Source organism: Pseudonocardia cypriaca, assembly GCF_006717045.1.
Classification (GTDB): Bacteria; Actinomycetota; Actinomycetes; order Mycobacteriales; family Pseudonocardiaceae; genus Pseudonocardia; species Pseudonocardia cypriaca.
This window is the reverse complement of the sequence record NZ_VFPH01000003.1, coordinates 85,796-110,048: the sequence shown is the minus strand read 5'-3', so window position 1 is coordinate 110,048 and position 24,253 is coordinate 85,796. Positions and strand designations below refer to the sequence as shown.

22 protein-coding genes are annotated in these 24,253 nt (G+C 72.2%); 12 read left to right on the top strand and 10 right to left on the bottom strand.

Annotated features, from left to right (window positions below):
- Nucleotides 1-11 precede the first annotated feature (11 nt).
- Nucleotides 12-1,325, top strand: coding sequence for a DUF2252 domain-containing protein (locus FB388_RS32395; RefSeq protein ID WP_142106520.1), 1,314 nt, complete (start codon nt 12-14; stop codon nt 1,323-1,325).
- A 26-nt stretch (nt 1,326-1,351) separates the two neighbouring features.
- Here the strand turns inward: FB388_RS32395 and FB388_RS32390 are convergent, their stop codons facing one another.
- The 4 genes from FB388_RS32390 to FB388_RS32375 form a co-directional block, all read right to left on the bottom strand.
- Nucleotides 1,352-2,314 carry an ABC transporter ATP-binding protein gene (locus FB388_RS32390; protein WP_142106519.1) on the bottom strand — a complete coding sequence of 321 codons (963 nt, stop codon included), beginning with the start codon at nt 2,312-2,314 and terminating at the stop codon, nt 1,352-1,354.
- A complete protein-coding gene (locus FB388_RS32385) occupies nt 2,311-3,111 on the bottom strand; it encodes an ABC transporter permease (RefSeq protein ID WP_142106518.1) in 801 nt (266 codons plus the stop codon). The genes FB388_RS32390 and FB388_RS32385 overlap by 4 nt, the downstream gene beginning before the upstream one ends.
- Nucleotides 3,104-3,889 (bottom strand): ABC transporter permease, encoded by a 786-nt coding sequence (locus FB388_RS32380; RefSeq protein WP_246122659.1) that lies wholly within the window; start codon nt 3,887-3,889, stop codon nt 3,104-3,106. The genes FB388_RS32385 and FB388_RS32380 overlap by 8 nt, the downstream gene beginning before the upstream one ends.
- A 761-nt stretch (nt 3,890-4,650) precedes the next feature.
- Nucleotides 4,651-5,268 (bottom strand): TetR/AcrR family transcriptional regulator, encoded by a 618-nt coding sequence (locus tag FB388_RS32375; RefSeq protein ID WP_142106516.1) that lies wholly within the window; start codon nt 5,266-5,268, stop codon nt 4,651-4,653.
- Nucleotides 5,269-5,320: 52 nt separating this feature from the next.
- Between FB388_RS32375 and FB388_RS32370 the strand changes: the two genes are divergently transcribed.
- Nucleotides 5,321-6,049 carry an SDR family NAD(P)-dependent oxidoreductase gene (locus FB388_RS32370; RefSeq protein ID WP_142106515.1) on the top strand — a complete coding sequence of 243 codons (729 nt, stop codon included), beginning with the start codon at nt 5,321-5,323 and terminating at the stop codon, nt 6,047-6,049.
- 48 nt (nt 6,050-6,097) lie between these two features.
- On the opposite strand, the gene FB388_RS32365 is transcribed toward FB388_RS32370, so the two are convergent.
- Nucleotides 6,098-8,347: an NADP-dependent isocitrate dehydrogenase gene (locus FB388_RS32365; protein WP_246122658.1), complete on the bottom strand. Its 2,250-nt coding sequence runs from the start codon at nt 8,345-8,347 to the stop codon at nt 6,098-6,100.
- 94 nt (nt 8,348-8,441) lie between these two features.
- On the opposite strand from FB388_RS32365, the gene FB388_RS32360 reads away from it, so the two are divergent.
- Genes FB388_RS32360 through FB388_RS32350 form a run of 3 tightly spaced genes read left to right on the top strand, consistent with a single transcriptional unit; the run spans nt 8,442 to nt 10,577 of the window.
- Nucleotides 8,442-8,786: an SH3 domain-containing protein gene (locus FB388_RS32360; protein WP_246122657.1), complete on the top strand. Its 345-nt coding sequence runs from the start codon at nt 8,442-8,444 to the stop codon at nt 8,784-8,786.
- 38 nt (nt 8,787-8,824) lie between these two features.
- Complete coding sequence (locus FB388_RS32355) at nt 8,825-10,066, top strand: protein kinase domain-containing protein (protein WP_142106514.1); 1,242 nt, start codon at nt 8,825-8,827, stop codon at nt 10,064-10,066.
- Nucleotides 10,067-10,088: 22 nt separating this feature from the next.
- Nucleotides 10,089-10,577, top strand: coding sequence for a YbaK/EbsC family protein (locus tag FB388_RS32350; RefSeq protein ID WP_425468596.1), 489 nt, complete (start codon nt 10,089-10,091; stop codon nt 10,575-10,577).
- 42 nt (nt 10,578-10,619) lie between these two features.
- On the opposite strand, the gene FB388_RS32345 is transcribed toward FB388_RS32350, so the two are convergent.
- Nucleotides 10,620-12,029 (bottom strand): alpha/beta hydrolase family protein, encoded by a 1,410-nt coding sequence (locus FB388_RS32345; protein WP_246122656.1) that lies wholly within the window; start codon nt 12,027-12,029, stop codon nt 10,620-10,622.
- A gap of 153 nt (nt 12,030-12,182) precedes the next feature.
- Nucleotides 12,183-12,569, bottom strand: a complete 387-nt coding sequence (locus FB388_RS32340) for a PPOX class F420-dependent oxidoreductase (RefSeq protein WP_142106512.1) — start codon at nt 12,567-12,569, stop codon at nt 12,183-12,185.
- A 512-nt stretch (nt 12,570-13,081) separates the two neighbouring features.
- Here FB388_RS32340 and FB388_RS32335 point away from each other — a divergent pair.
- The 3 genes from FB388_RS32335 to FB388_RS32325 all read left to right on the top strand — a co-directional run bounded on the left by FB388_RS32335 (nt 13,082) and on the right by FB388_RS32325 (nt 15,979).
- Nucleotides 13,082-14,230, top strand: a complete 1,149-nt coding sequence (locus FB388_RS32335; RefSeq protein ID WP_142106511.1) for a hypothetical protein — start codon at nt 13,082-13,084, stop codon at nt 14,228-14,230.
- 74 nt (nt 14,231-14,304) lie between these two features.
- Complete coding sequence (locus FB388_RS32330) at nt 14,305-14,883, top strand: hypothetical protein (protein WP_142106510.1); 579 nt, start codon at nt 14,305-14,307, stop codon at nt 14,881-14,883.
- A 49-nt stretch (nt 14,884-14,932) separates the two neighbouring features.
- A complete protein-coding gene (locus FB388_RS32325; RefSeq protein ID WP_142106509.1) occupies nt 14,933-15,979 on the top strand; it encodes an iron-siderophore ABC transporter substrate-binding protein in 1,047 nt (348 codons plus the stop codon).
- On the opposite strand, the gene FB388_RS32320 is transcribed toward FB388_RS32325, so the two are convergent.
- On the bottom strand, nt 15,980-16,828 hold the full coding sequence (locus FB388_RS32320; RefSeq protein WP_170225947.1) for a CE1 family esterase: 849 nt from the start codon (nt 16,826-16,828) through the stop codon (nt 15,980-15,982).
- A gap of 105 nt (nt 16,829-16,933) precedes the next feature.
- On the opposite strand from FB388_RS32320, the gene FB388_RS32315 reads away from it, so the two are divergent.
- The gene (locus tag FB388_RS32315; protein ID WP_142106507.1) at nt 16,934-19,519 is read left to right on the top strand and encodes a bifunctional FO biosynthesis protein CofGH; all 2,586 of its coding nucleotides are present in this window, start codon (nt 16,934-16,936) and stop codon (nt 19,517-19,519) included.
- Between the two features lie 20 nt (nt 19,520-19,539).
- The gene (locus tag FB388_RS32310) at nt 19,540-20,580 is read left to right on the top strand and encodes a zinc-dependent alcohol dehydrogenase family protein (RefSeq protein ID WP_142106506.1); all 1,041 of its coding nucleotides are present in this window, start codon (nt 19,540-19,542) and stop codon (nt 20,578-20,580) included.
- A 43-nt stretch (nt 20,581-20,623) separates the two neighbouring features.
- Here the strand turns inward: FB388_RS32310 and FB388_RS32305 are convergent, their stop codons facing one another.
- Nucleotides 20,624-21,655 (bottom strand): NAD(P)/FAD-dependent oxidoreductase, encoded by a 1,032-nt coding sequence (locus FB388_RS32305; protein ID WP_142106505.1) that lies wholly within the window; start codon nt 21,653-21,655, stop codon nt 20,624-20,626.
- A gap of 52 nt (nt 21,656-21,707) precedes the next feature.
- Nucleotides 21,708-22,754 (bottom strand): alcohol dehydrogenase catalytic domain-containing protein, encoded by a 1,047-nt coding sequence (locus FB388_RS32300; protein WP_142106504.1) that lies wholly within the window; start codon nt 22,752-22,754, stop codon nt 21,708-21,710.
- Between the two features lie 100 nt (nt 22,755-22,854).
- On the opposite strand from FB388_RS32300, the gene FB388_RS39725 reads away from it, so the two are divergent.
- Both FB388_RS39725 and trpS read left to right on the top strand, forming a co-directional pair.
- Nucleotides 22,855-23,028 carry a hypothetical protein gene (locus FB388_RS39725; protein WP_170225946.1) on the top strand — a complete coding sequence of 58 codons (174 nt, stop codon included), beginning with the start codon at nt 22,855-22,857 and terminating at the stop codon, nt 23,026-23,028.
- Nucleotides 23,029-23,223: 195 nt separating this feature from the next.
- Nucleotides 23,224-24,243 (top strand): tryptophan--tRNA ligase, encoded by a 1,020-nt coding sequence (trpS, locus tag FB388_RS32295; protein ID WP_142106503.1) that lies wholly within the window; start codon nt 23,224-23,226, stop codon nt 24,241-24,243.
- The last annotated feature ends 10 nt before the right edge of the window (nt 24,244-24,253 follow it).

The window sequence follows — 24,253 nt, the reverse complement described above, 5'->3', positions numbered from 1 at the left end:
ATCATCGGGGAATGACCGACCGCTCGGAACGAATCGTCGACACGCTGGTGGAGGCGTTCGCCGACCTCATGACGGCCGATCCCGGCGCATTTCGGACGAAGTTCCGGAAAATGGCGGCGGACCCGTTCGCATTCTACCGCGGCAGCGCCTGCCTCTTCTACGCGGACGTGGCCGAGCGGGACGATCCGTGGGCCGACGAGCGGACGAGCCGGGTGTGGATCCAGGGCGACCTGCACGCGGAGAACTTCGGCACCTACATGGACGGCGACGGGGTGCTGATCTTCGACGTGAACGACTTCGACGAGGCGTACGTCGGGCACTTCACCTGGGACGTCACCCGCTTCGCCGCCAGCATGGCGCTGCTGGGCTGGCGCAAGGCGATCTCGGACGCCGACATCTCCCGGCTGGTCGAGCGGTACGTGCGGGCCTACCTCGACCAGGTGCGGTGGTTCGTCGACCAGGCCGACGATCGCAGCTTCGCGCTGCGGCTCGACACCACCGATGGTGCCGTCCACCAGGTGCTGCAGCTGGCGAAGCTGCGCACCCGGGTGGCCCTGCTCGACGGGATCACCGAGACCGAGGGCTTCGACCGGGTGCTGCGTGAGGTGCCGGGCCTGCGCAGGCTGGAGGACGGTGAGCGCGCGGCGGTGCTCGACGCGTTCGAGCGCTACCTCGAGTCGATCCCGCAGGCGAAGCGGCTCCGCGGGGTGGCCTACCGGGTCAAGGACGTGGCCGGGCGCTCCGGCTTCGGGATCGGTAGCGCCGGGCTCCCGGCCTACACGGTGCTGATCGAGGGCTACAACCAGGCGCTCGACAACGACGTCGTGCTGTCGATGAAGCAGGGCAACGTCGCCTCGCCGTCCCGCGTGGTCACCGACCCGGCGATCTCGGGCGCCTTCCGGCACCACGGCCACCGCACCGCGGTGTCGCAGCGGGCGCTGCAGGCGCACGCCGACCCGCTGCTGGGCTGGACCGACCTGAACGGCGTCGGATTCGTGGTGAGCGAGGTGTCGCCGTACGAGGCGGACCTGGACTGGTCGGAGCTCACCGAACCGGCCGAGATCGCCCCGGTGGTGGACAACCTCGGCCGGGCAACGGCGAAGGTGCACTGCGTGGCCGACTCCGACGCCGACCACTCGCTGGTGCCGTTCCAGACCGAGGAGGCGATCGCCGAGGTCGTTGGCGGCCGCGAGGACGAGTTCGTGGGATGGGTGGTGGAGTTCGCCCACGACTACGCCGCGCGGGTGCGGGAGGACCACGCCCTCTTCGTCGACGCGTTCCGGCACGGCCGCATCCCGGGTGTGGCCGCTTCCGCGGAGTCCTGATTCGGCGCGATCGGGTCCGACCGCGATCAGTCCTGTGCGTAGAGCCGGCGGACGAGGTCCTCGATCGACGGTTCGACCACCGTGACGTCGCGCAGCTCAGCGCGTGCCGCGACGGCCGAGATCAAGGCGGCCGCTGTGGTGTCGCCGGGCGTGAACGCGAGCCGCTGGCGCAGGCCGTCCGCCTCGACCCGGACTTCCCGCACTCCCGGCAGGCCCTCGAGCGGTGCGGCCGGTGCCGTCAGCTCGACGACGACCTCCCGTGCACCGCCGGAACGGGCGCGCAGCGCGTCGATGGCGTCGTCGGCCACCACCCGGCCCTGGTCGATCACGACGACGCGGCGGCAGAGCCGCTCGACGTCGGGCAGGTCGTGCGTGGTGAGCAGGATCGTCACCCCGTCGACGATGTTGACCTCCTGCAGGAACGCGCGCAGCCGCTCCTTGCTCACCAGGTCGAGCCCGACGGTCGGCTCGTCCAGCACGAGCAGCTGCGGGCCGTGCAGCAGAGCCGCGGTGACCTCGCCGCGCATCCGCTGGCCCAGCGACAGCTGCCGCACCGGCACGTCGAGGAACCCGTCGAGCCCCAGCACCTCGGTGCACCGCTCCAGCCGTGTGCGCTGCTCCGGTTCGGAGACGCGGTGGATCGCTCCGAGCAGCTCGAAGCTGTCGCGCAGCGGCAGGTCCCACCACAGCTGGCTGCGCTGGCCGAACACCACGCCGAGCCGGCGGGCGAGCTCGCGCCGCTGCCGCGTGGGGTCCAGGCCGCAGACCTGCAGCCGGCCCGCGGTGGGCACGAGGATGCCGATCAGCATCTTGATCGTCGTCGACTTGCCCGCGCCGTTCGGGCCGAGGAAACCCACGGCTTCACCGGGCGCGATGCGCAGGTCCACGTCGCTCACCGCGACCACGCGGCGCCGCGCGCGCCTGCGGCCGACCGTGAACTCCCGACGCAGCCCTTCCGTCTCGATGATGGTGTCCGGGACGGCGCTCATGATCCGGCTCCCTGGTAGTGGCGGACGGCGGTGCGCCACACGAGCGCCGCGACGAGCACGGCGGCGACGGCGACGAGCGGTGCGGCGTAGCGCAGGAAGTGCGGCAGCCCGAGCGGGTCGGGGCGGTCCAGCAGCGCGAGGGCCGGGAAGTAGGCGACGAACGCACCCGGCACGGCGTAGCAGAGCAGGCGGCGCAGCCACGGTCCGAAGACGGTGATCGGGTACGCGGTGGTGAGCTGCGAGCCGTAGGTGAACGCGTTGGCCAGCTCGCGGCCCTCGATGACCCAGAACGACACCGAGCAGGTGACCACCCAGATCGAGCTGATGATCGTGGTGCCGATCAGCGGCGTGCCGATGACGAGCAGCGCGTTCAGCGGGGTGGGCTCCACCTGGCCCTGAGCCAGGACGATGGCGAGCACGACCACGCCCACCGCCGAGCGGCCCAGGCGCCGCAGCTGCAGGTCGCTCGTCACGAGCTGGGGGAGCACCCCGAGCGGCCGGGCGAGCAGCACGTCCAGCTCGCCGGTGCGGATCCAGCGCGGCAGATCGTCGAGCTGGCCGACGGCGAGGTCGGCGAGACCGAACGAGATCGCGGCGAGCCCGAAGATCAGCAGCACCTCGTCGCGGGCGAAGCCGCCGAGCGCGTCGACGTGTGCGAACACCGCGAGGATCACGACGAGCTCCGCGGCGTGGCCGAGCGCCTGCCCGAGGGTGTCGAGGGTGAACGAGACGGGGTAGGCCAGCTGGCTGCGCACCCGCGAACCGAGGATCCGCAGGTGGATCCGGACCCTATCCACCCTGCACCACCAGCTTCCGGGTCGCCCGAGCGAGTACGAACCGCCCCGCGGCGATCAGCAGCACTGCCCACACCACCTGGTGGGCGAGCAGGGCGGCCGCCGAGCCCCGTTCGCCGAACACGTCGATCGGCGTCTGCAGCATCGCCGGGAACGGGGTGGTGTACAGCGCCACCCGGAGGGTGTCGGGGAAGAAGGCGATCGGGACGGTCAGCCCGCACAGCAACCCGGTCGTCGCGGCGTAGACGGTGACGACGCCGCGGTTGTCCATCAGCCAGAACGCGGTCAGGTCCAACAGGAAGCGGATCGAGAAGCTGATCACCACCGCGAGCACGGTGGACACCGCGAAGACCAGCACCGTCCACGGGCTCTGCGGCCACCGGAACGGCAGCACGAGCGCGCCGAACAGCACCGGCGGCGCGAACCGGACCAGCATGGCGTGCGCGGCGCGGCCGAGGTCCTGCGCCAGCAACGCCGGCTGAAGGTCCCACGGCCGGGCGAGGTCGATCGCGACGTCGCCCGACCGCACCCGAAGGGCGAGCTCCCGCTCCGGCCACAGGATCACGACCGCGAGCAGGCCCTGACCCAGCCACACGAACGTGCTCGTGTCGGCGGCGTCGTAGGCCGCAGCACGGCCGGTCTGCTCGACGACGGCGAGCAGCACGGCGACCCGCAGGAGCCCGAACACGGTGTTCGTGAACAGGCCGGCGAGGCTCGCTGCGAGGTAGATGGAGTGGCGCCGGAAGCCCGCCCTGACCAGGTGGAGGTAGGGCCTGAGCACGTCTGTCCACGCTACGGCCGGGTGCAACTGGTTTTCTGAGTCAGGCCTCTCTCGCTCAAGGCCTTCTGGCTCAAGGCCTTCTGGCTGAAGGTCTGCCTTCCCAGGCCTCCTGGCGGCGCCGCGCATTGTGCGGGGCCGCCCCTCACAGCTCAAGGGCGCTTCGCGTCGCTTCGCGATCGCTGCGCGCCCCTTGACCTGCGAGCCTCTGCGGCCCCTTGAGGGCAAGCAGTGCGGGCAGGCCCAAGGGCCTGCCCTCTTGGTGCGCGGCGCCGCCAGGAGGCCGGTGTCGGGCATCCCCTTGTCCCTTGCGCACCCGGTTTCCGCGCACGCGCCGCGTTTCGGTCCACGCGACCGGTCGACGGGGTGCATCAGCCGAGAAGGGGTGCGTGAGCTGCGAAGATCACCAGCTGGGTGCGTTTCCCGACGCAGGGCGTCGGGTTTCGCGCCGAAACGCTGATCATGCCCGTGAGACCGGCCTTCGGTGGCGCCGCGCGCAGGAAGGGGCAGGCCCGTGGCCTGCCCGCGAAGCGGGCCCGGAGGGGTCGCGGAGGCTCGCGGGTCAAGGGTCGCGTAGCGATCGCGGCAGCGACGCGGAGCGCCCTTGAGGCGTGAGGGGCGGCCCCGCATGATGCGCGGCGCCACCGAAGGCCTGGTGGAGGTCGGCCTGGACGGGGCGTGGCGCCACCGAAGGCCCGGCGGGGGGCTGGGCCTGAACGTTGCGCGGCCACCGAAGGCCGCGGCAGGAGCTGGTGCCGCGTCCGTCAGCAGCTGCGCATGATGCGCATGACCTGCTCGTCGGTGAGCGCGGGTACGGGCAGGGGGTGCGCGGCCGGGGCGCGCAGGCCGTCCAGGACGAAGCCGAGGTGGCGGCGCCACGCGTCCGGGTCGACGTCGGCGGTGGCCTCGATGGTGCGGGTGATCGCCCAGGTCACGAACGCCATGTCGGCCAGCACGAAGTCCGGCCGCAGTGCCCCGCTGCGCTTCGCGCGCTCGACCACCTCGCCCATCAGCTCGCGCCCGCGGAGGTGGTCCGGGGTGGGCGCGGCCTGCGGGATGCTGCGCGCCGACAGGTCGTTGTAGCCGCGGTCGGCCGCCTGCATCCGGCAGACCTGCTCCACGAAGTGGGCGAACCCCGCCCACGCGTCGTCCATCGCCAGCGCGTGCTCGGCGACCTCGATCAGGGTCTCGCGGCGGTCGGCGAAGACCGCGGCCACCAGGTCGGCCCTGGTCGGGAAGCGGTTGTAGAGCGTCCCGATGCTCACGCCCGCCCGGCGCGCGACCTCGTCGAGGGGCACGTCGAGGCCGCGCTCGGCGAACACCGCGCGCGCTGCTTCGACGAGCCGCTCCAGGTTGCGTTGGGCGTCCTTGCGCAGGGGCATGTTCCATCCACGAAGTTGACGGTGGCCTCAGGTTACCGGTATGAAGTTGAGCATGACCTCAACTTCTAGCAAAGTGATCGCGATCCTCGGGGCTGGACCGGGGCTGGGGATGTCGATGGCCCGGCGGTTCGGGCGGGAGGGCTTCGCCGTGGCGCTCGTGTCCCGCACCGACGCGCGGCATGCCGCGTACGTGGCCGAGCTGGCGACCGGTGGCGTCGAGTCGCACAGCTTCACGGCGGACGTCACCGACGCCGAGCAGGTGCGCGACGTGCTGACGCGGATCGCGGCCGATCTCGGCGAGGTCGACACCGTGTACTACGGCCCGGCGTCTGCGAGCTTCGGTTCGGGCATCGTCCCGCTTCCCGAGGCGGATGCGGCGGCCGTGCGGGCCCCGCTCGAGGCGGTGCTGCTGCCGGCCGTGGGACTCGTCGCCGCCGCGCTGCCGCCGATGCTGCGGCGCGGCGACGGCGCGTTGTTCTTCGGCGGCGGGCTCAGCGGCCTGCGCCCGGTGCCGATGCTGGGCAACCTCGCACCCGCGTCCGCCGCCCTGCGCATGTACGTCCTCACGCTCGCCGCGGCCGTGCGGGAGCAGGGCGTGTACGCGGCGACGCTCACGATCGGCGGGCTGATCGAGCGCGGCGACATCCACCGGATGCTCAGCGAGCAGGGCGCGTCGCTGCCCACGCTCGACCCCGACCAGATCGCCGACACGGCGTGGCGGATGTACGTCGCCCGGGACGAGGCGGAGGCGGTCTTCGACGTGCTCACCCCGGCGCTCTGACCCCTGTGAGTGGATACGAGTGCTCCAGCACTCGCATCCACTCACGGGTCAGAACTCCGCGAGCGCCGCGTTGAACGTCGCGCTGGGGCGCATCACCTCGTCGGCCTTCGCCTTGTCGACGAAGTAGTAGCCGCCCAGGTCGACCGGGTTGCCCTGCACCCCGTTCAGCTCACCGACGATCTTCTCCTCGTCGGCGGCGAGCCGCTCCGCGAGCGGGGCGAAGGTCGCCGCGAGCTCGGCGTCCTCGGTCTGCCGCGAGAGGGCCTGGGCCCAGTAGAGGGCGAGGTAGAAGTGGCTGCCGCGGTTGTCGAGCTCGCCCGCCCGCCGCGACGGCGACTTCCCGGTCTCCAACAGCGTGCCGGTGGCGTCGTCGAGGGCCTTGCCGAGCACGGCGGCGCGCGGGTTGTCGGTCTTCTCGGCGAGGAACTCGAAGGAGACGGCCAGCGCGAGGAACTCGCCGAGGGAGTCCCACCGCAGGTGGTTCTCCTTGACGAGCTGCTGCACGTGCTTGGGGGCCGACCCGCCTGCGCCGGTCTCGAACAGCCCGCCGCCGTTCATCAGCGGCACGATCGAGAGCATCTTCGCGCTGGTGCCCAGCTCGAGGATCGGGAACAGGTCGGTGAGGTAGTCGCGCAGGACGTTGCCGGTGACGGAGATCGTGTCCTCGCCGCGCTTCGCCCGCTCCAGGGTGTAGCGGGTGGCCTCGGCCACCGGGAGGATCTCGATCGTCAGGCCGTCGGTGTCCTCCTCGGCGAGGTACGCGCGCACCTTCTCGATCACCTGGGCGTCGTGGGCGCGGGTCTCGTCCAGCCAGAACACGGCAGGCCAGCCGGTGGCGCGGGCGCGCGAGACGGCCAGCTGCACCCAGTTGCGGATCGGGGCGTCCTTGGTCTGGCAGGCGCGCCAGATGTCGCCGGCCGCGACCTCGTGCTCGAGCAGCGTGGCGCCGGAGCCGTCCACCACGCGGACGGTGCCGGGCGCGCTGATCTCGAAGGTCTTGTCGTGGCTGCCGTACTCCTCGGCCTTCTGCGCCATCAGCCCGACGTTGGGAACGGTGCCCATCGTGGTGGGGTCGAACGCGCCGTGCTCGCGGCAGAAGGCGACGGCCTCGGCGTAGAGCGCCGCGTACGAGGAGTCCGGGATGACGAACTTCGCGTCCTGCAGCTCGCCCTTCGCGTTCCACATCTGCCCGGAGGACCGGATCGCGGCGGGCATCGAGGCGTCGATGATGACGTCGCTCGGGACGTGCAGGTTGGTGATGCCGCGGTCGGAGTCGACCATCGCGAGCCCCGGCCCGCTGTCGTAGGCGGCGCTGATCGCCTTCTCGATCGCCTCCCGCTTCGCGGCGGGCAGCTTCTCGAGGGCGGTGAGGATGCTCGCGACGCCGTCGTCCGGGTCGGCGCCCACGCTCCTGAGCTCGTCGCCGTACTGCGCGAAGACGTCGGCGAAGTAGGTCTGCACGGCGTGCCCGAACAGCACCGGGTCGGAGACCTTCATCATCGTGGCCTTGAGGTGCACGGAGAACAGCACGCCCTTGGCCTTGGCGTCGGCGACCTGCTCGGCGAGGAACGCGCGCAGCGCCTCGACCCGCATCACCGCGGCGTCGACGACCTCGCCCGGCTGCACCGGCACCGACGGCTTGAGCACGGTGACGGTGCCGTCCGCGGCCACGTGCTCGATGCGCAGCTCGCCGGCCTCGGCCATCGTGACCGAGCGCTCGGAGTGCCGGAAGTCGCCGTCGCTCATCGTCGCGACGTGCGAGGTGGAGTCGGCCGACCACGCGCCCATCGAGTGCGGGTGCTTCTTCGCGTAGTTCTTCACCGAGGCGGGCGCCCTGCGGTCCGAGTTGCCCTCGCGCAGCACGGGGTTCACCGCGCTGCCCTTGACCGCGTCGTACGCCGCCCGCGCGGCGCGCTCGTCGTCGGTGCTCGGCTCGTCCGGGAAGTCCGGCACGGCGTGCCCGGCGGCCTGCAGCTCCTTGATCGCCGCCTTGAGCTGCGGGATCGAGGCGCTGATGTTGGGCAGCTTGATGATGTTGGCGGCCGGGGTCTTGGCGAGCTCGCCGAGCTCGGCGAGCGAGTCCGGCGCCAGGTCGAACGCGGCGAGGATGCGTCCGGCCAGCGAGATGTCGCGGGTCTCGACCTCGACGCCCGCCTCGCCGGCGTACGCCTCGATGATCGGCAGGAACGAGTGCGTGGCCAGCGCGGGCGCCTCGTCGGTGTAGGTGTAGATGACCTTCATCTTCTGCTTCGGCCTGCCTCGGGACGGGTGGTCGGACTGGTGGTCGGACGCGAACACGCTATCCCGAACCGGGAGTGGACGGCGTCATGAGGCGCGGGAGGCCACATGCCCGCTACCGTGGGTTTCCACACGTTCTCGGGGAGGCACGGTCGTGGCCAGGATCACGGTTCCCAAGTTGGAGGCCTCCAGCTTCAAGGGGTGGACGTTCGTGTTGGTCGCGGGCGTCGTGCTGGCGTTGCTCGCCATCATCGATCGCGGTGGGCTCGGGGAGATCACGACCGCCAACGGCTCCACGGGCTGCGAGCTCGAGGTGATGACCGACCAGCTGAACGTCCGTAGCGGGCCGAGCCCGGGCGCCGCGCTCGTCGAGACGTTGACGCGGGGCATGCGCGTCGACGGCACCAAGGTGGTCACCGACGGCTTCCGGGAGCTGGAGGCGGGCCGGTGGGCGGCCGACGCGTTCCTGTCCCCGCTGCCCGGCTCGGACTGTGCCTGAGTCGTGATCATGGTCCGCCCTCCGGTGGGTGACGCTGCATGACCGGATTCAGCCCGACCCGGATGATCGGCGGACGGTACGTCGTACTGGGGAGCATCGGCAGCACGAGCGTCGGCGCGGTGTGGCGCGCCGCCGACCGCGTGACCGGCCTCCAGGTGGCGGTGGCCGAGCTGCACCTGCCGTCCGATCCCGACGAACGGCGGCTGGCACGCGAGCGGTTGCTGCGCGTTGCCAGGGCCGCGGGAAGGCTCCGCCACGCCGGTTTCATCGCCATTCACGACGTGGTCACCGACGACGACGTCGACCACGTCGTGACCGAGCTGGTGGAGGCACCGACGCTCGCAGAGCGGGTGGCGAGCGACGGCCCCCTGGACGAGCGGTCGGCCGCCCCGATGGCGCGGCAGCTGGCCGCGGCGCTGCACGCGGCGCACAGCGCCGGGATCGTGCACGGCGACATCAGTCCGCGCACCGTGCTGCTCGGACCGGACGGGAAGGTGCACCTGGCGGGCGTCGGCGTCGCAGACGCGGCCGATCCGCTGCGCACGACGCGCGATCCCGCGTACGTGGCTCCTGAGCTGCGTGCTGGTGGGCAGGCGACCACCGAGTCGGACCTCTGGGCCTTCGGCGCCACGCTGCACTTCGCGTTGCTCGGCCGTCCGCCTGCCGAGGACGTCGTGCCGGAGTCCGGGGGCGGCGGCGTACTGCCGAACCTGGTCGTCGGGTTGATGCAGCCCGCGGCGCGGGACCGGCCGGCGGCCCGGCAGGTGGTCGGCGCGCTCGACGCCGCGCGGCTGGCCGGCGCGGCCCCCGTCCGTACGCGCGGCTGGATGTGGGCGGTCGGGGGTGTGGTGCTCGGCCTGCTGATCGGGCTCGCCGCGGGTTTCGCGCTCGCGGGACCGCGGATCGAGACGTTCGGCTACGGGCCGGACGGCGACGTGCGCCTCGGTGCGACGTCCGGTTGCCTCGACGCGACGGCGGCCGGCGGCGTCGTGCTCGGCTCCGCGGACTGCGCCGGTCCGCACGGCGCCGAGATCGTCGCGTCCCTCGACCCGTTCGGCGAGCGCGACGCGCGCTTCCCCGGACGGGACGCGCTCGTCCGGCTCGCGGCGAGCGCGTGCGAACCGGCGTTCCACGCGGTGGTCGAGCCGCCCCGGCGCGCGGATCTGGAGCTCGTGGCGCTGGTCCCGACGGAGGCCGCGTTCGACACCGGCGAGCACGCCGTGCACTGCGTCGTGCAGGCCGCCGACGGGAGCGCGCTCACCGGCGCGAAAGTGGGATGACGGGCGTGGTCTGATTCTCCGGGTGAGCACCGCAACACACCGCAACATCGACCTCGTGGTCGCCGCCCTCACCGCGGGCGGTGCCGACCCCTCCCGCGTGGCGCGCATGCAGGTGCTGCCCGACGCCGTCACCACTGCCGCCGCCGCTGCGGCCGCGCTGGGCGTCGAGGTCGGGCAGATCGCGAACTCGCTGGTCTTCGACGCCGACGGTGACCCGTTGCTCGTGCTGACCTCAGGCGCCCACCGGGTGGACACCACCAAGGTGGCGCAGCTGGTCGGCGCGCAGCGGGTGCGGCGGGCGTCGCCGGAGTTCGTGCGCGCCGCCACCGGGCAGGCGATCGGCGGGGTGGCCCCGGTCGGGCACCCGGCGCCGCTGCGGACGCTCGTCGACCGGGCGCTCGAGTCCTACGACGAGGTGTGGGCGGCAGGCGGCATCCCACACGCCGTCTTCCCCACCACGTACGGCGAGTTGGTGGCGGTCACGGGCGGCACGCCCGCGGACGTGGCGTAGCGAACCTCGTTCCCGGCTCGGCCGGACCTACGTGCGCCACCGTCAACCGGCGCCGTACACGGTCAGCTCGCCGTGCTCGGAGAAGAGGCCGGGAAGGTCCGTCGGTCGGTCCCGGAGCTCGGCGTCGAGGAAGCCCATCGTCACCTCCGTGATGATGCGGTTGCCTTCGGTGCGCCCGAGGGAGCCGACCAGCGACGGCAGCGGCGGCATCCACAGTGGCGCGTCGGTGAAGGTCGGGTGGGCGGTGCCGGGGATGGTGAGCAGGTAGCCGGTCGTCGTGCTGCGCTCGAGCATCCGTCCCAGCTCGGGGAGGTAGGTGGGATTGTCCTCCAGCCCGAACTGGTTGGTCAGCGCCAGCGCCGGCTGGTCGTACGGTCCGGGGTCGCCGTCGTAGGGACGGCCGTCGAGGGCGAGCACCGCGGAGAAGCGCCCGTCGGTGCGGGCCGCCTGGAAGGCGCCGCCCACGCCGGCCGACATGCCGACGACCGCGGCGCGGTCGGTGTCGAGCCTCCCGGCGAGGACGCTCTGCACCTCGCCGCTGTCGAGACGGCCGAGGTGGGTGAGGGCCGAACCGAGATCGCGGGACTTCACCGCCGCCAACTCCTCGCTCAACCGGCGGGCGTCGCCGTCGGACCTGACGGTGAACCTCGCCCTGTGCACCGTCCGGCCGTCGGCGAACACGACCGCGGTCGAGTCGTAGGGGTGGTCGAGCGCGGCGACCACGTAGCCGTGGCTGGCCAGCTCCTCGGCCCAGGCGGCGTTCGTGAAACGTCCCATGCCCCCACCCGGCGAGAACACCACCACCGGGAACCGCTCGGTGCCGGAGGCGACCGGCGCGTCGGGCACCGAGTTGGTGCGGGCCATCACCTGGCCGTCGAAGATGAACCGGGGGATCCCGAGGAAGTCTCCGACGCCCTCGGCGACGGCGTTCGCCTCGGCCTCCGAACGGCCCAGGTAGGGCGCCCGCTCCACCTCGTCCGGGCTCGCCTCGGCCGGGTACCAGATCTGGGTCTGCAGCGCACGGACGTCGTCGGGGTCGGTCGTCCACGTCTCGGGCCGATCGGGCTCGGTCCACTCGACGACGGTCGTGCCGACCGCGTACTCGCCGGTCGGCGTGGGGAAGTCCGGGACTGGGAAGGCGATCGCCGCGCCCACACCGGCGACGATCGCCAGGACGCAGGCCGCCGAACCCGGTCCGGCCAGCCACCAGCGGGCGCGCCGACCGCCGGGCTTCCCCATGATGGTCCGGGCCGTGAACGGCAGCACCACCACGACCGCCACCAGCACCGGGACCATCTGCCAGCGAGGACCGACCACCGCGAGCACCGCCGCCGACGCCACCGACACCGCTGCGGCGCCGATCGCGACCCGGCGCCGGAACCGCGGTGGCAGCCAGCGGGCCGACACCAGCGCGAATGCGCCCACCACCAGCACTGCTTCGATCGGAGTCAAGCCGATCCCACTGATCACCTCGTGCACAGAGGCGATCGTCAGCGGGTTCGGGTCGGGCGGCCTCGGCCACATTGCCGGTTCTTCGGCCGCCACGTCGGCCGAAAGGTTGGTGTCGTCGGGCCGCCCTGCCGGCCGGGGATCTGGTGAACCCGGTCAGGCGATGACCTTGTCGGCCGTCACCCTGGCGACGACCCATTGCGCGTTCGGTCCGGCGAACCCGGGGTACGGCCCGTCCAGGTACTTGTGCGAGAGCTCGTCGACCAGCACCGCGTCCGGGTCGTCCTCGAGGCGGGCGGTCCCCTGCACCTGGGCGCTGTCGTAGGGGTTGGCAGCGTCGAAGACCACCACGGTCGCCCGCGGATCGCGGTACAGGTTGGCGGTCTTGCGGCGGCTCTTGGGCAGCGCGAACAGGAGGTCGTCCTCGTCGCGCTTCACCCACACCACCGTCGAATGCGGTCTGCCGTCGGGTTCGAGCGTCGACAGCACAGCGAAGTTCTTGCCATCGAACAGCGTTCGCGCCTTGTCATTGAGCTGCACCATCGGAGTCCTCGATCCATCGCGGTTCCTTCGAGCGCGACGAGGAGGTCCGGGGCTGCGAGGCGCCGACGACCTTGCCGGTCGCGAGTTAGTTAGGTGACTAACCTACAACCACGACCGAGACCTGTCTACGGGTTGAGAGGGGTCGGGGCTGCCCCGACGGACGTTCGTCGACTGCCGCCGCTCGTCGCGATGTGGCCGGTGCGGGCTCGCGTCGGATCAGGACCGCGAAGGGCGCTGCGAGCCCACCCCGAATGATTCAGGCCGGATCGGATCGGATATGTTGTCCCGTTTCGTTGTCGCCGAATGAACGGCGCGTGGCAAGAACAGGGCGATCCTTGTCCATTCTCCGCCTTCCGGCCGGAAGATCTTCGTTGATAGCGTCCGCACGCCCGGAGATCTTCCCTCCGGCCTGATTCGCGCATTCGCCGACACCTCGGCTCGAATTTGCGCGTCAGCGGCCGAAGGATGGGAACGAATCGGGTCCGAACGCATCTCGTAACAGTGGGGGACATATGTCGATCAGGCCGAGACGTGTCGGGTTGCGGGCCGGGGCGGCCGCCGTCGCGACCGCCGCGGTGTTCGCGGGCTCGATCCTGACCACCGCGGGCACCGCCTTGGCGGGTCAGCCGGTGGGAGCGGCGAGCGCAGCGTCGGCGGCCGCGACGAGCGGGGTGCTGAAGTCCGGGGAGAAGCTGGAGGGCGGCCAGGAGGTCAAGTCCGCCAACGGGACGTTCACCCTGCGCATGCAGACGGACGGGAACCTCGTTTTCCTGAACGACAAGGGTGAGGTGAAGTTCCACACGGGTACGGCCCCGAACGAGGGCGCCGTGGCCACCATGCAGACCGACGGGAACTTCACGGTCACGAAGAACGGCAAGGCGCTCTTCCACACCGGCACCACGGGCGCCGGTGTGAACATGCACATCCAGAACGACGGCAATCTGACCGTCCGCACGCCCGACGGCAAGGTCCTCTGGGCGCTCAGCGACGTGAACCAGTCGAAGGCCGAGCTCCGGACCGGGCAGGCCCTGAAGGGCGGCGAGGAGCGCAGGTCGTTCAACGGCAAGAACACGCTGCGCATGCAGACGGACGGCAACCTCGTCCTGATCAACGATGCGGGCAAGGTGCTGTTCCACACCGGCACGGCCCCGAACGAGGGTGCTGTGACCACCATGCAGACCGACGGGAACCTCACGGTCACGAAGAACGGCAAGGCGCTGTTCCACACCGGCACCCAGGGCAAGAACGTGACCCTGCACGTCCAGGACGACGGCAACCTCACTCTGCGGACGCCCGACGGCAAGGTTCTCTGGGCGCTCAGCGACGTGAACCAGTCGAAGGCCGAGCTCCGGACCGGGCAGGCCCTGAAGGGCGGCGAGGAGCGCAAGTCGTTCAACGGCAAGAACACGCTGCGCATGCAGACGGACGGCAACCTCGTCCTGACCAACGCCGCGGGCAAGGTGTTGTGGCACACGGCTACGGCCCCGAACGCGGGCGCCGTGGCCACGATGCAGGCCGACGGGAACCTCACGGTCACGAAGAACGGCAAGGCGCTGTTCCACACCGGCACCAAGGGCAAGAACGTGATCCTGCACGTCCAGGACGACGAGAACCTGACCCTGCGTACGCCCGACGGAAAGGTCCTCTGGGCCCGGCGGTAGCAGATACGCCTTGAATCGTTCATCTGCGTAACGGAGCTGCGGTGACTGCTTTCCTGAGGATGACCTTTGTAGGCATGGCTGTGGTCGCGCTGTCGTCCATCCTGTCGGTCGCGACGAGCACGGTGGAGCCGGCGCGGGCGGCGGAGCCTGCGACCCTGCTGCGGGTCCTCGACACCCCGCCGGAGCCGGATGCACCCGTACCGCCGTCGTCCGAGGACGACCGCGCCGGGACTCGCGAACCGAGCCAGGCCCCGGACGACGACTCGGATGAGAACTCGACGACGGCCGGCAGCTGCGCGGAGGTCAGTGGTGGCCGGCTCGAGTGCATTCGCCGGTGGTGGCCCGGCGGCACCCCGGATCCCGGCGAGAGCACCACCGACATCGGGAGCCTGGAATACGTCGAGGGAAAATCCTGGACGATCTTCGCGGCCTGCGACTTCAACCGGGACGGCACATCGATCGGCATTCAGATCGACCCCACGGACGGAAGGGACGACTTCTACACCCGGCGTCCGGCGACCCCGTCCTGTCGGGGCGAGACCGAGTCCAGGACGATCCACCGGTTCCGATTCATCGCTGTCGACGGGTCGGGAACCCCGGTGGGTACCGCCACCGCCTGGGAGACGCCGCCCCGGGGATCGGGGCCGGCATGAACGGCACCGGCGCGACGCTGGCCGTTAAGGGAGGCTAACCTCAGGCACCGTGCCTGCCGTTCCCCGCCGCCTCGGTCACCTCAGCCGCCGCCAGTTGCTCGCCGGCGCCGGAGCACTCGGGGCCGTGGGCCTGCTGACCGCCTGCGGGGGCGGTTCCACGCCGCCGCCGCCTGCGGCCGGGCCGGCCCCGGCGGGCGCGTTCCCGCTCAGCGTCGAGCACAGCAAGGGCGCCACCCAGATCCCGAGCGCCCCGCAGCGCGTCGTGACGGTCGGGTTCAGCGACCAGGACCCCGTGCTCGCGATGGGCGTCCGGCCGGTCGGGGTCACGGACTGGTACGGCAACCACCCGTACGCCACCTGGCCGTGGGCGCAGGACGAGCTCGGCGACGCCCGGCCGGTGGTGCTGAACAGAGGTGCGTTCACCGGCACCCCCGACTACCGGTACGAGGAGATCGCCGCCCTCGACCCGGACCTGATCATCGGGCTGTACACGTCGATGGACGACACGCAGTACCAGACGCTCTCGCAGATCGCGCCCACCGTCGCCCCGCCGGCCGGCTACCCGGAGTGGGGCGCGCCGTGGGACGAGTACGCCCGCCTCGCCGGCCGCGCTCTCGGCAACCCGGACCGGGCCGAGCAGCTGGTCGCCGGGGTCAACGCGCAGCTCGAGGCCGCGGCCGCGGCGAACCCCCGGTTCGAGGGGCGAACCGCGGTGATCGCGGAGCGGCTCGAGAGGGGCGTCTCCTTCGTCCGCTCGCCGAACGACCCCCGCTCGCAGCTGGTGGCGGCGCTCGGCTTCACGATCCCGCCCGAGATCGGTGAGCTCGCGGGCGACGCGGACGGCGCGCCGATCAGCGACGAGCAGATGGCTCTGCTCGACCGCGACGTCCTGCTCTGGAACATCGGTTTCTCCCCTGAGGTGCGCCGGGACGTCGAGCGGGCCCCGCTGTACTCGCGGCTGGAGGTCGTGCAGGCCGGGCGTTCCGTGTTCGTCGACCACCCGCTCGTCTCCGCCGCCTGGACGTGGGGCACGGTGCTCAGCATCCCGACCGTGGTCGACGCGCTGGTCACGAAGATCTCCGCCGTCCTGACCTGATCACCGAGCCGTCAGGCGGGCCCAGAGGAAGCCGGTGGCGTCCAGGGGTGCGTCCGTGGTGCCCGCCTCGGGGCCCGCGCCCGGCCACCCGTGCCCGCCGTCCGTGACGACGTCGCGCACCACGTCGTGGCCGGAGGTGCACGTCCACGTGCCGACCCTGGCCGGCGGGTCTTCCACGAGCGTCGGGTCGGGGGAACAGCCGTCCGCGGACAGGAAGGGCGCGAGCGAACCGTCCACCGTCGGGTACTGCGCCCCGCCGGCACCGGCGCCACCGTCGAACGGGACGCGGTCGTCCGCGCTGCCGTGGACCGCGACGACGGTGAGCGGGGCCGGCGCGGCGCAGGGTACGAGCACGGCGCCCGCCACGGGCCCGATCCCGGCCAGCTCGCCGGGCCGGCCGCAGGCCCACGCGTAGGCGAGGATCGCCCCGTTGGAGAACCCGACGGCGTACACGCGGTGCGGGTCCGTCTCGTCCTCCGCGGCGATCCGGCCCACCATGGCGCCGAGGAAGCCGAGGTCGTCGACGCCGCGGGAGCGGGCCTGCCCGCAGCAGCCGCCGCCGTTCCACGTGCCGTCGAGGCCGTCGGGATATGCGACGACGAACCCCTCGCGGTCGGCGAGGGCGTCCCAGCCGAGGTCGGCCTCGACCTGGCTGCCCGAGCCGCCCGCGCCGTGCAGCACGACGACGAGGGGCGCACCCGGCGGCGCGCTCTCCGGGTGGTGGACGTGGGTGGTGCGGTCGCCGTCGGCCGTGGCCACCACGATGCTGCGGTCGGTCGTCGGCGTGGCCGCGCATCCGGCCAGCGTGAGCAGGCATGCGAGGCCGGCCGCGAGCGATCGCGTGAGCACCGGGCCATGGTGGCGAGCGGCGCGTCGTATTCCCGTGTGCGCTGTGATGTGTCCGGGCGGCGTCGTGGTCGACCGTGCCCGCTCCGTCGACCTACTGTTCACCTCATGGTCGAGGTGACCCCCGAGCCCGCGCCGTCCGATAACGCCCTCCGTCGCGCGCTGCGGCGGGCGAGGGACGGCGTCACGATCGATGTCGCGGAGGCGTCGGTCCTGTTGGCGGCCCGGGGGGAGGCCCTGGACGACCTGCTGGCGGTGGCGTCGCGGGTGCGGGACGCGGGCCTGGTGGCCGAGGGCCGGCCGGGTGTGGTCACGTACTCGAAGAACGTGTTCATCCCGCTCACGCGGTTGTGCCGCGACCGTTGCCACTACTGCACGTTCGCCACGGTGCCGCACCGGTTGCCTGCGGCGTTCCTGGAGCGCGACGAGGTACTGGAGATCGCCCGCGCGGGCGCCGCCGCCGGGTGCAAGGAAGCGCTGTTCACCCTCGGCGACCGGCCGGAGGACCGCTGGCCCGCGGCGCGGGAGTGGCTGGAGGAGCGCGGGTACTCGTCCACGCTGGACTACGTCCGCGCGTCGGCCATCGCGGTGCTGGAGGAGACCGGCCTGCTGCCGCACCTCAACCCGGGCGTGCTGTCGTGGGACGAGCTCACGCGGCTCAAGCCGGTGGCCGCGAGCATGGGGATGATGCTGGAGACCACGGCCGAGCGGCTGTGGAGCGAGCCGGGCGGGCCGCACTTCGGCAGCCCGGACAAGGAACCGGCGGTCCGGCTGCGCGCGATCACCGACGCCGGGCGGGTCGGCGTCCCGTACACCACCGGGATCCTGATCGGGATCGGGGAGAACCGCACCGAGCGGGCCGAGTCGCTGTTCGCGATCCGCTCTGCCGCGCGGGCCCACGGCCACATCCAGGAAGTGATCATCCAGAACTTCCGGGCCAAGCCGGACACCGCCATGGCCAACGACCCGGACGCCGACCTGCACGACCTGGCCGCCACGATCGCCGTCGCGCGCATCGTGCTCGGCCCGAAGATGCGGATCCAGGCGCCGCCGAACCTGATCGGCGACGAGTTCGCGCTGATGCTGCGCGCCGGGATCGACGACTGGGGCGGCGTATCCCCGGTCACCGCCGACCACGTCAGCCCGGAGCTGCCCTGGCCCGCGATCGACGAGCTCGCCACCCGCTCGGCCGCGGCCGGGTTCACCATCCGCGAGCGGCTCGCCGTCTACCCGAAGTACGTGCTGGCCGGCTCGCCGTGGATCGACTCCCGCGTATCCGCGCACGTCGCCGCGCTCGCCGACCCGGCAACCGGGCTCGCCGACGAGAGCGCCGACGTGGTCGGGCGGCCGTGGCAGGAGCCGGACGGCGGGTTCGCCTCCACCGGCCGGATCGACCTGAACACGTCGATCGACACCGATGGCCGCACCGCCGACCGGCGGGGAGACTTCGCGTCGGTCTACGGCGACTGGGATGCGGTCGCCGAGGAGCTGGCGGCCACGCAACGGTCCGCCCCCGAGCGGCTGGACTCCGACGTGCGCGCCGGACTCGACCTGGCGGCATCGGATCCGGCGGCGCTGCTCGACCCGGCGCACGAGGCCGCGGCGATGGCCGTGCTCACCTGCTCGGGGGAGGCACTGGAGGAGCTGGCCCGCCTCGCCGACGCGGTGCGCGCGGACGTGGTGGGCGACGAGGTCACCTACGTCGTCAACCGCAACATCAACTTCTCGAACGTCTGCTACGTCGGCTGCCGGTTCTGCGCGTTCGCGCAGCGGGAGCGCGACACCGATGCGTTCCGGCTCTCCCTCGACGAGGTGGCGTCCCGGGCGGTGGAGGCGGCGGAGGCCGGCGCCACCGAGGTGTGCATGCAGGGCGGGATCGACCCGCAGCTGCCGGTCACCTTCTACGCCGACCTCGTGCGCGCGGTGAAGGCCGCCGTGCCGGGCATGCACGTCCACGCCTTCTCCCCGATGGAGATCGTGTCCGCATCGGCCAAGGCGGGCGTGTCGATCGAGGAGTGGCTCACCGAGCTGCGCGACGCCGGGCTGGGGTCGATCCCCGGCACGGCCGCGGAGATCCTCGACGACGAGGTGCGCTGGGTCCTCACCAAGGGCAAGCTGCCGGCCGCGCAGTGGCTGGAGGTGGTGGGCACCGCGCACCGGCTGGGCATCCCCTCGTCGTCCACGATGATGTACGGGCACGTCGACGAGCCGCGGCACTGGCTGGGCCACCTGCGCACCCTCGGCGCACTGCAGGACGAGACCGGCGGGTTCACCGAGTTCGTGCCGCTGCCGTTCGTGCACCACAACGCGCCGATCTACCTCGCGGGCATCGCCCGCCCCGGCCCCACCGTGCGCGACAACCGGGCCGTGCACGCGTTCGCCCGGCTCGCCCTGCACGGACGGATCGACCACATCCAGTGCTCGTGGGTGAAGCTCGGCGACGACCTCGCCGCCGACATCCTCCGCGGCGGCGCCGACGACATGGGCGGCACCCTCATGGAGGAGACCATCAGCCGGATGGCCGGATCCGAGAACGGCTCCGCCCGCACCGTCACCGAGCTGGCGGCGATCGCCACCGCGGCCGGGCGCCCGGTGCGGCAGCGCAGCACCACGTACCGCGAACCGGTCGAGCGCCTCGTCCCGGCCCAGCGCCCTGGGCCGAGGCTGCTCCCGCTGGCTCCCGCCCGGACATGACCGGCCGGCCGGGTCGCTGAGTGCGAGCGGTCGTCTTCGACACCGTCGGCGGGCCGCTGACCGTTCGGGACGTGCCGGAGCCGGAGTGCCTCCCGGACGCCGTGGTGCTCGACGTGCGCGCCACCGGGGTCTGCCGGTCGGACTGGCACGCCTGGCGCGGGCACGACCCGGTGGCGCTGCCGCACGTGCCCGGCCACGAGTTCGCCGGGGTCGTCGCGCGGGTGGGCGCGGACGTCGAGTCGTGGCGACCGGGCGACCGGGTCACGGCCCCGTTCGTGTGCGGGTGCGGGGTGTGCGAGCTCTGCCGGGCGGGCGACCCGCAGGTGTGTCCCGACCAGACGCAACCCGGCTTCACCCACCACGGGTCCTTCGCCGAGCAGGTGCTCGTGCGGGCCGCGGAGTTCAACCTGGTGCGGCTGCCGGACTCGATGTCGTTCGTCGCAGCGGCCGGGCTCGGCTGCCGGGTGGCCACCGCCTACCGGGCCCTCACCGCGCACGGCGGGCTCGCCGCGGGGGAGTGGCTCGCCGTCCACGGCTGCGGCGGCGTTGGCCTGTCGGCCGTGCTGCTCGGGACGGCGCTCGGAGCGCGGGTGGTCGCCGTCGACGTCTCGGCCGACGCGCTCGCGCTCGCACGGGCCCGCGGGGCGGAGGCCGTCCTCGACGCCTCCGCGTCGAACGACGTCCCGGCCGCGATCCGCGAGATCACCGGCGGAGGCGCGCACGTCTCGCTCGACGCGCTCGGCTCGCCCGCCACCGCCGTGGCGTCGGTCCTGTCGCTGCGTCGCCGGGGCCGGCACGTGCAGGTCGGCCTGCTGCTCGGGGAGGCCGCCACCCCACCGCTGCCGATGGACCGCGTGCTCGCATGGGAGCTGTCGCTGCACGGCTCCCACGGGATCGCGGCGCACGAGTACGCCGCGCTGCTCGACCTCCTCACGACCGCCGGCCTCGACCCGGCGACCCTGGTGGGGCGCGTCGTCCCGCTCGAGGAAGCCGGTGCCGCGCTGGCCGCGATGGACGGCGCGACCCCCGCGGGCATGACGGTGGTCTCGCTCGACGCCTGACCGCGCGTCCACCCCGCGAGTCAGTGCGCGCGAGTCGGGCCGTTCACCCCGGGCGGCAGCCGCGTAGTTCAGGGGCCTCGATGCCATGGACCAGCTCCTCGGCGACCAGGCGCCCGACGACCGCGGCGAGGGTGATACCGGAGTGCATCACCGCGAGGTAGGCGCCGCGGGCGGCGGGGAGCGGGCCGACCAGCGGGTGCCCGCCGAGCGGCATCGGGCGCATCCCGACCCGCGCACCCAGCAGCCGAACGTCCGCACCGCCGCGGAACAACTCGGCGATCCGGTCGCGGGTGCGGCCCGCGGAACGCGCGAGCTCAGCGGCGGTGGTCTCCCCGGCGTACGCGACGGCCGCGACCAGCTCGCCGTCGCCCGTGTCGCGCACGTCCGCGCCGGGTGCGGCCACGATGGTCCGCACGAGGTCCGGCGGACCGGCGAGCCGCAGCAGGATCGCCGGTGACGGCTCGACCGGAACCGCGACGCCCAGCGGTGCGCAGAGCAGGGAGACGTCGGCGCCGTTCGCCAGCACCACACGGGCGGCTCCGATGAAGCCGCTCGTCGACTCGACGCCGGCGACCCGGTCCTTCCCGATCCGCAGTCCGGTCACCGCCGTGCCCGCGACGAGCCGGGCGCCGCGCTCGCAGGCCGCGCTGATCAGGGCGTCGGTGGTGGCGACCGGATCCAGGGCCCCGTCGCCGGGGATGTGAACGGCCCGGCTCGGCGGCGTGCGCAGGTTCGGCTCGAGGGCGGCGATCTGTTCGGCGTCCACGACGTGCCGTCCGGGTTCGAGGTCGTCCAGCGGCTCCCGCCCGCCCCACTGCAGCGAGCCCGCCCACCGCACCCGAACGGCGGGGACCTCGGCCGCCAACCGCCGGTACTCGCGCGTCGCGGCGGCGCGCAGGGCGCCGCCCGGACCGGGCTCGCGCTCCGAATCGCCGATCCATGCGAACGACTCGCCGGTGGCGCCCGAGCCCGGAAGCGCCTTGTCCACGAGCGTGACGTCCGCCCCGAGCCCGGCAGCGTGGTAGGCCACCGATGCCCCGACGATCCCGGCGCCCACCACGACGACGTCAGCCATCGGCGCGATCGTAGGTGGGCGCCTCGTCGGCGTCGATCGAGTACCGAGTCCCTCAGCTCGGCGTGATGACGACCTTGAGCGCCTGGTTGGCGGCTGCGTTCGCGAACACGTCGTAGGCCTGGTCGATCTGGTCGAACGTGAACGAGTGGGTGCCCATCTTCTCCGCCGGGATGCGCCCGCCGGCGACCATCTTGAGCAGGGTCGGGATGGAGACGGTGTCGACCAAGCCCATCGTCAGGGTGACGTTGCGGATCCACATGTCCTGCATGGGGATCTCCACCGGGGTTCCGTGCACGCCGATGTTGGCGATCGTGCCACCCGGCCGGACCAGGGCGGCGGCGGTGAGCAAGGTCTCCGGGTAGCCGACGGCCTCGATCGCGACGTCCACGCCGAGGCCGTCGGTCAGCGAGGTGACCTCGTCGACCGTGCCGGGGCCGACCTCCACGGTGTCGGTGGCGCCGAACTCGATCGCCTTCTCCAACCGGAACTTGTTGGTGTCGACGGCGATGACCTTGGACGCGCCCCACAAACCGGTCGTGAGCACCGCGGCGAGCCCGACGGCCCCGGCACCGACGATGGCGACGGTGTTCCCGGGCCGGACGTTCCCGGCGAGCACGCCGACCTCGTACCCGGTGGGCAGCGAGTCGGCCAGGAAGATCGCCTGCTGGTCGGTCACGCCTCCGGGAACCACGTACAGGGAGGTGTCGGCGTACGGGACGCGGACGTACTCGGCCTGGGTGCCGTCGATCAGGTGCCCGAAGATCCAGCCGATCCCGCCGACGGTCTGGCAGTGCGACGGCATCCCGCGCCCGCAGTACTCGCAGCGGCCGCATTTGGTGATCGCCGGTACGAGTACCCGGTCGTCGACGGAGAACCCCCGTACCGCGTCTCCGACCTCCACGACGGTTCCCACGGCTTCGTGGCCGAGGATCCGCCCGTCGGTGACCGCGGGGACGTCGCCGTGCAGGATGTGCAGGTCGGTGCCGCAGATCGTGGTGGTGTCGACCCTGACGACGACGTCGGTCGGTTCCCGCACGGCGGCGTCCGGGACGTCCTCCCAGGCCTTGTTGCCCGAACCGTGGTAGACGAGTGCCTTCATCTGCTGCCTCCGCTGGTCGCGTGCCGGACTCGGCTCAGGCGACGCTAGTGACGGAGGTCACCTCCGGTTGTCTCATCCTGCGACGCGTACCGTGGCGCGCATGGGTGTGCTTGGCGAGATGTTCCCCGGGCGGAAGATCACGGACGAGTCGGCAGAGTCCGGCGACGGCCAGGAGCACTTCCAGCTCGGGCCGATCGACCTGGACAACCGCACCGTTCAGGTGCAGCGGGTCGTCGCGGACGAGCCCGAGCAGGACGGAACCGCCCCGGCCTAGGAGCGCCCTGGACAACTCCGACCTACTGCGCGGCGCCCAGGCCGGCGCCTCGCTGCGTTGTCGTCGTCGCCGATACAACAGCGGTATCGGACTCCTCCTCCGCCCTGCGATGCACCGACCTGGACGCCGCTCGCTACGGCCGGAGTTGTCCAGGACCCTCCAAGCCCGATCGCGGGAGCTGCGAGAATCGGGGGTATGACCGCCCCCACCGACCGTCGCCAGCGGGTGCTCTCCGGCATCCAGCCGACCGCGGACTCGTTCCACCTGGGCAACTACCTCGGCGCGGTCCGCCAGTGGGTGGCGATGCAGGACTCCTACGACGCGTTCTACTTCATCCCGGACCTGCACGCGATCACCGTCGAGCACGATCCGAAGACGCTCGCCGACCGCACCCGCAACGCCGTGGCGCAGCTGCTGGCGCTCGGCCTGGACGCGGAACGTTGCACGCTGTTCGTGCAGTCCCACGTGCCCGAGCACGCGCAGCTCGAGTGGGTGCTGGGGTGTCTCACGGGCTTCGGCGAGGCGAGCCGGATGACCCAGTTCAAGGACAAGGCAGCCCGTCAGGGCGCCGACCGCGCCACCGTCGGCCTCTTCACCTACCCGATCCTCCAGGCCGCCGACATCCTGCTCTACCAGGCCGACGGCGTGCCGGTCGGCGAGGACCAGCGCCAGCACCTGGAGCTCACCCGCGACCTCGCGCAGCGGTTCAACACCCGCTTCGGCAAGGCGTTCACGGTGCCGGAGCCGTTCATCCCCAGCGGGAACGCGAAGATCCAGGACCTGCAGGACCCCAGCGCCAAGATGAGCAAGTCGGCCTCCAGCCCGGCCGGCATCATCGAGCTGCTCGACGAGCCCAAGGTCAGCGCCAAGAAGATCCGCTCGGCGGTCACCGACACCGAGCGGGAGATCCGGTTCGACCCGGAGGCCAAGCCGGGCATCTCCAACCTGCTCACGATCTACTCGGCGCTCACCGACCGGAAGGTCTCCGAGATCGAGGCCGACTATGCGGGCAAGGGCTACGGCGACCTGAAGAAAGATCTTGCCGAGGTCGTGGCGCAGTTCGTCGAACCGCTGCGGGAACGGGTACGTACCTACCGGGACGATCCGGCCGAGCTGGACCGCGTGCTCGCCCGTGGAGCCACCCGGGCGCGTGAGGTCGCCGGTGCCACGCTCGCCGTCGTCCACGAGAAGATCGGTTTTCTGCCGCCGACCTGATGGGATGACG

Coding starts and splice junctions, on each gene's coding strand:
- FB388_RS32395 (WP_142106520.1), top strand. CDS start 12: ATGACCGACCGCTCGGAACGAATCGTCGACACGCTGGTGGAGGCGTTC.
- FB388_RS32390 (WP_142106519.1), bottom strand. CDS start 2,314: ATGAGCGCCGTCCCGGACACCATCATCGAGACGGAAGGGCTGCGTCGG.
- FB388_RS32375 (WP_142106516.1), bottom strand. CDS start 5,268: ATGCCCCTGCGCAAGGACGCCCAACGCAACCTGGAGCGGCTCGTCGAA.
- FB388_RS32370 (WP_142106515.1), top strand. CDS start 5,321: ATGACCTCAACTTCTAGCAAAGTGATCGCGATCCTCGGGGCTGGACCG.
- FB388_RS32355 (WP_142106514.1), top strand. CDS start 8,825: ATGACCGGATTCAGCCCGACCCGGATGATCGGCGGACGGTACGTCGTA.
- FB388_RS32340 (WP_142106512.1), bottom strand. CDS start 12,569: ATGGTGCAGCTCAATGACAAGGCGCGAACGCTGTTCGATGGCAAGAAC.
- FB388_RS32335 (WP_142106511.1), top strand. CDS start 13,082: ATGTCGATCAGGCCGAGACGTGTCGGGTTGCGGGCCGGGGCGGCCGCC.
- FB388_RS32330 (WP_142106510.1), top strand. CDS start 14,305: ATGGCTGTGGTCGCGCTGTCGTCCATCCTGTCGGTCGCGACGAGCACG.
- FB388_RS32315 (WP_142106507.1), top strand. CDS start 16,934: ATGGTCGAGGTGACCCCCGAGCCCGCGCCGTCCGATAACGCCCTCCGT.
- FB388_RS32305 (WP_142106505.1), bottom strand. CDS start 21,655: ATGGCTGACGTCGTCGTGGTGGGCGCCGGGATCGTCGGGGCATCGGTG.
- FB388_RS32300 (WP_142106504.1), bottom strand. CDS start 22,754: ATGAAGGCACTCGTCTACCACGGTTCGGGCAACAAGGCCTGGGAGGAC.
- FB388_RS39725 (WP_170225946.1), top strand. CDS start 22,855: ATGGGTGTGCTTGGCGAGATGTTCCCCGGGCGGAAGATCACGGACGAG.
- trpS (WP_142106503.1), top strand. CDS start 23,224: ATGACCGCCCCCACCGACCGTCGCCAGCGGGTGCTCTCCGGCATCCAG.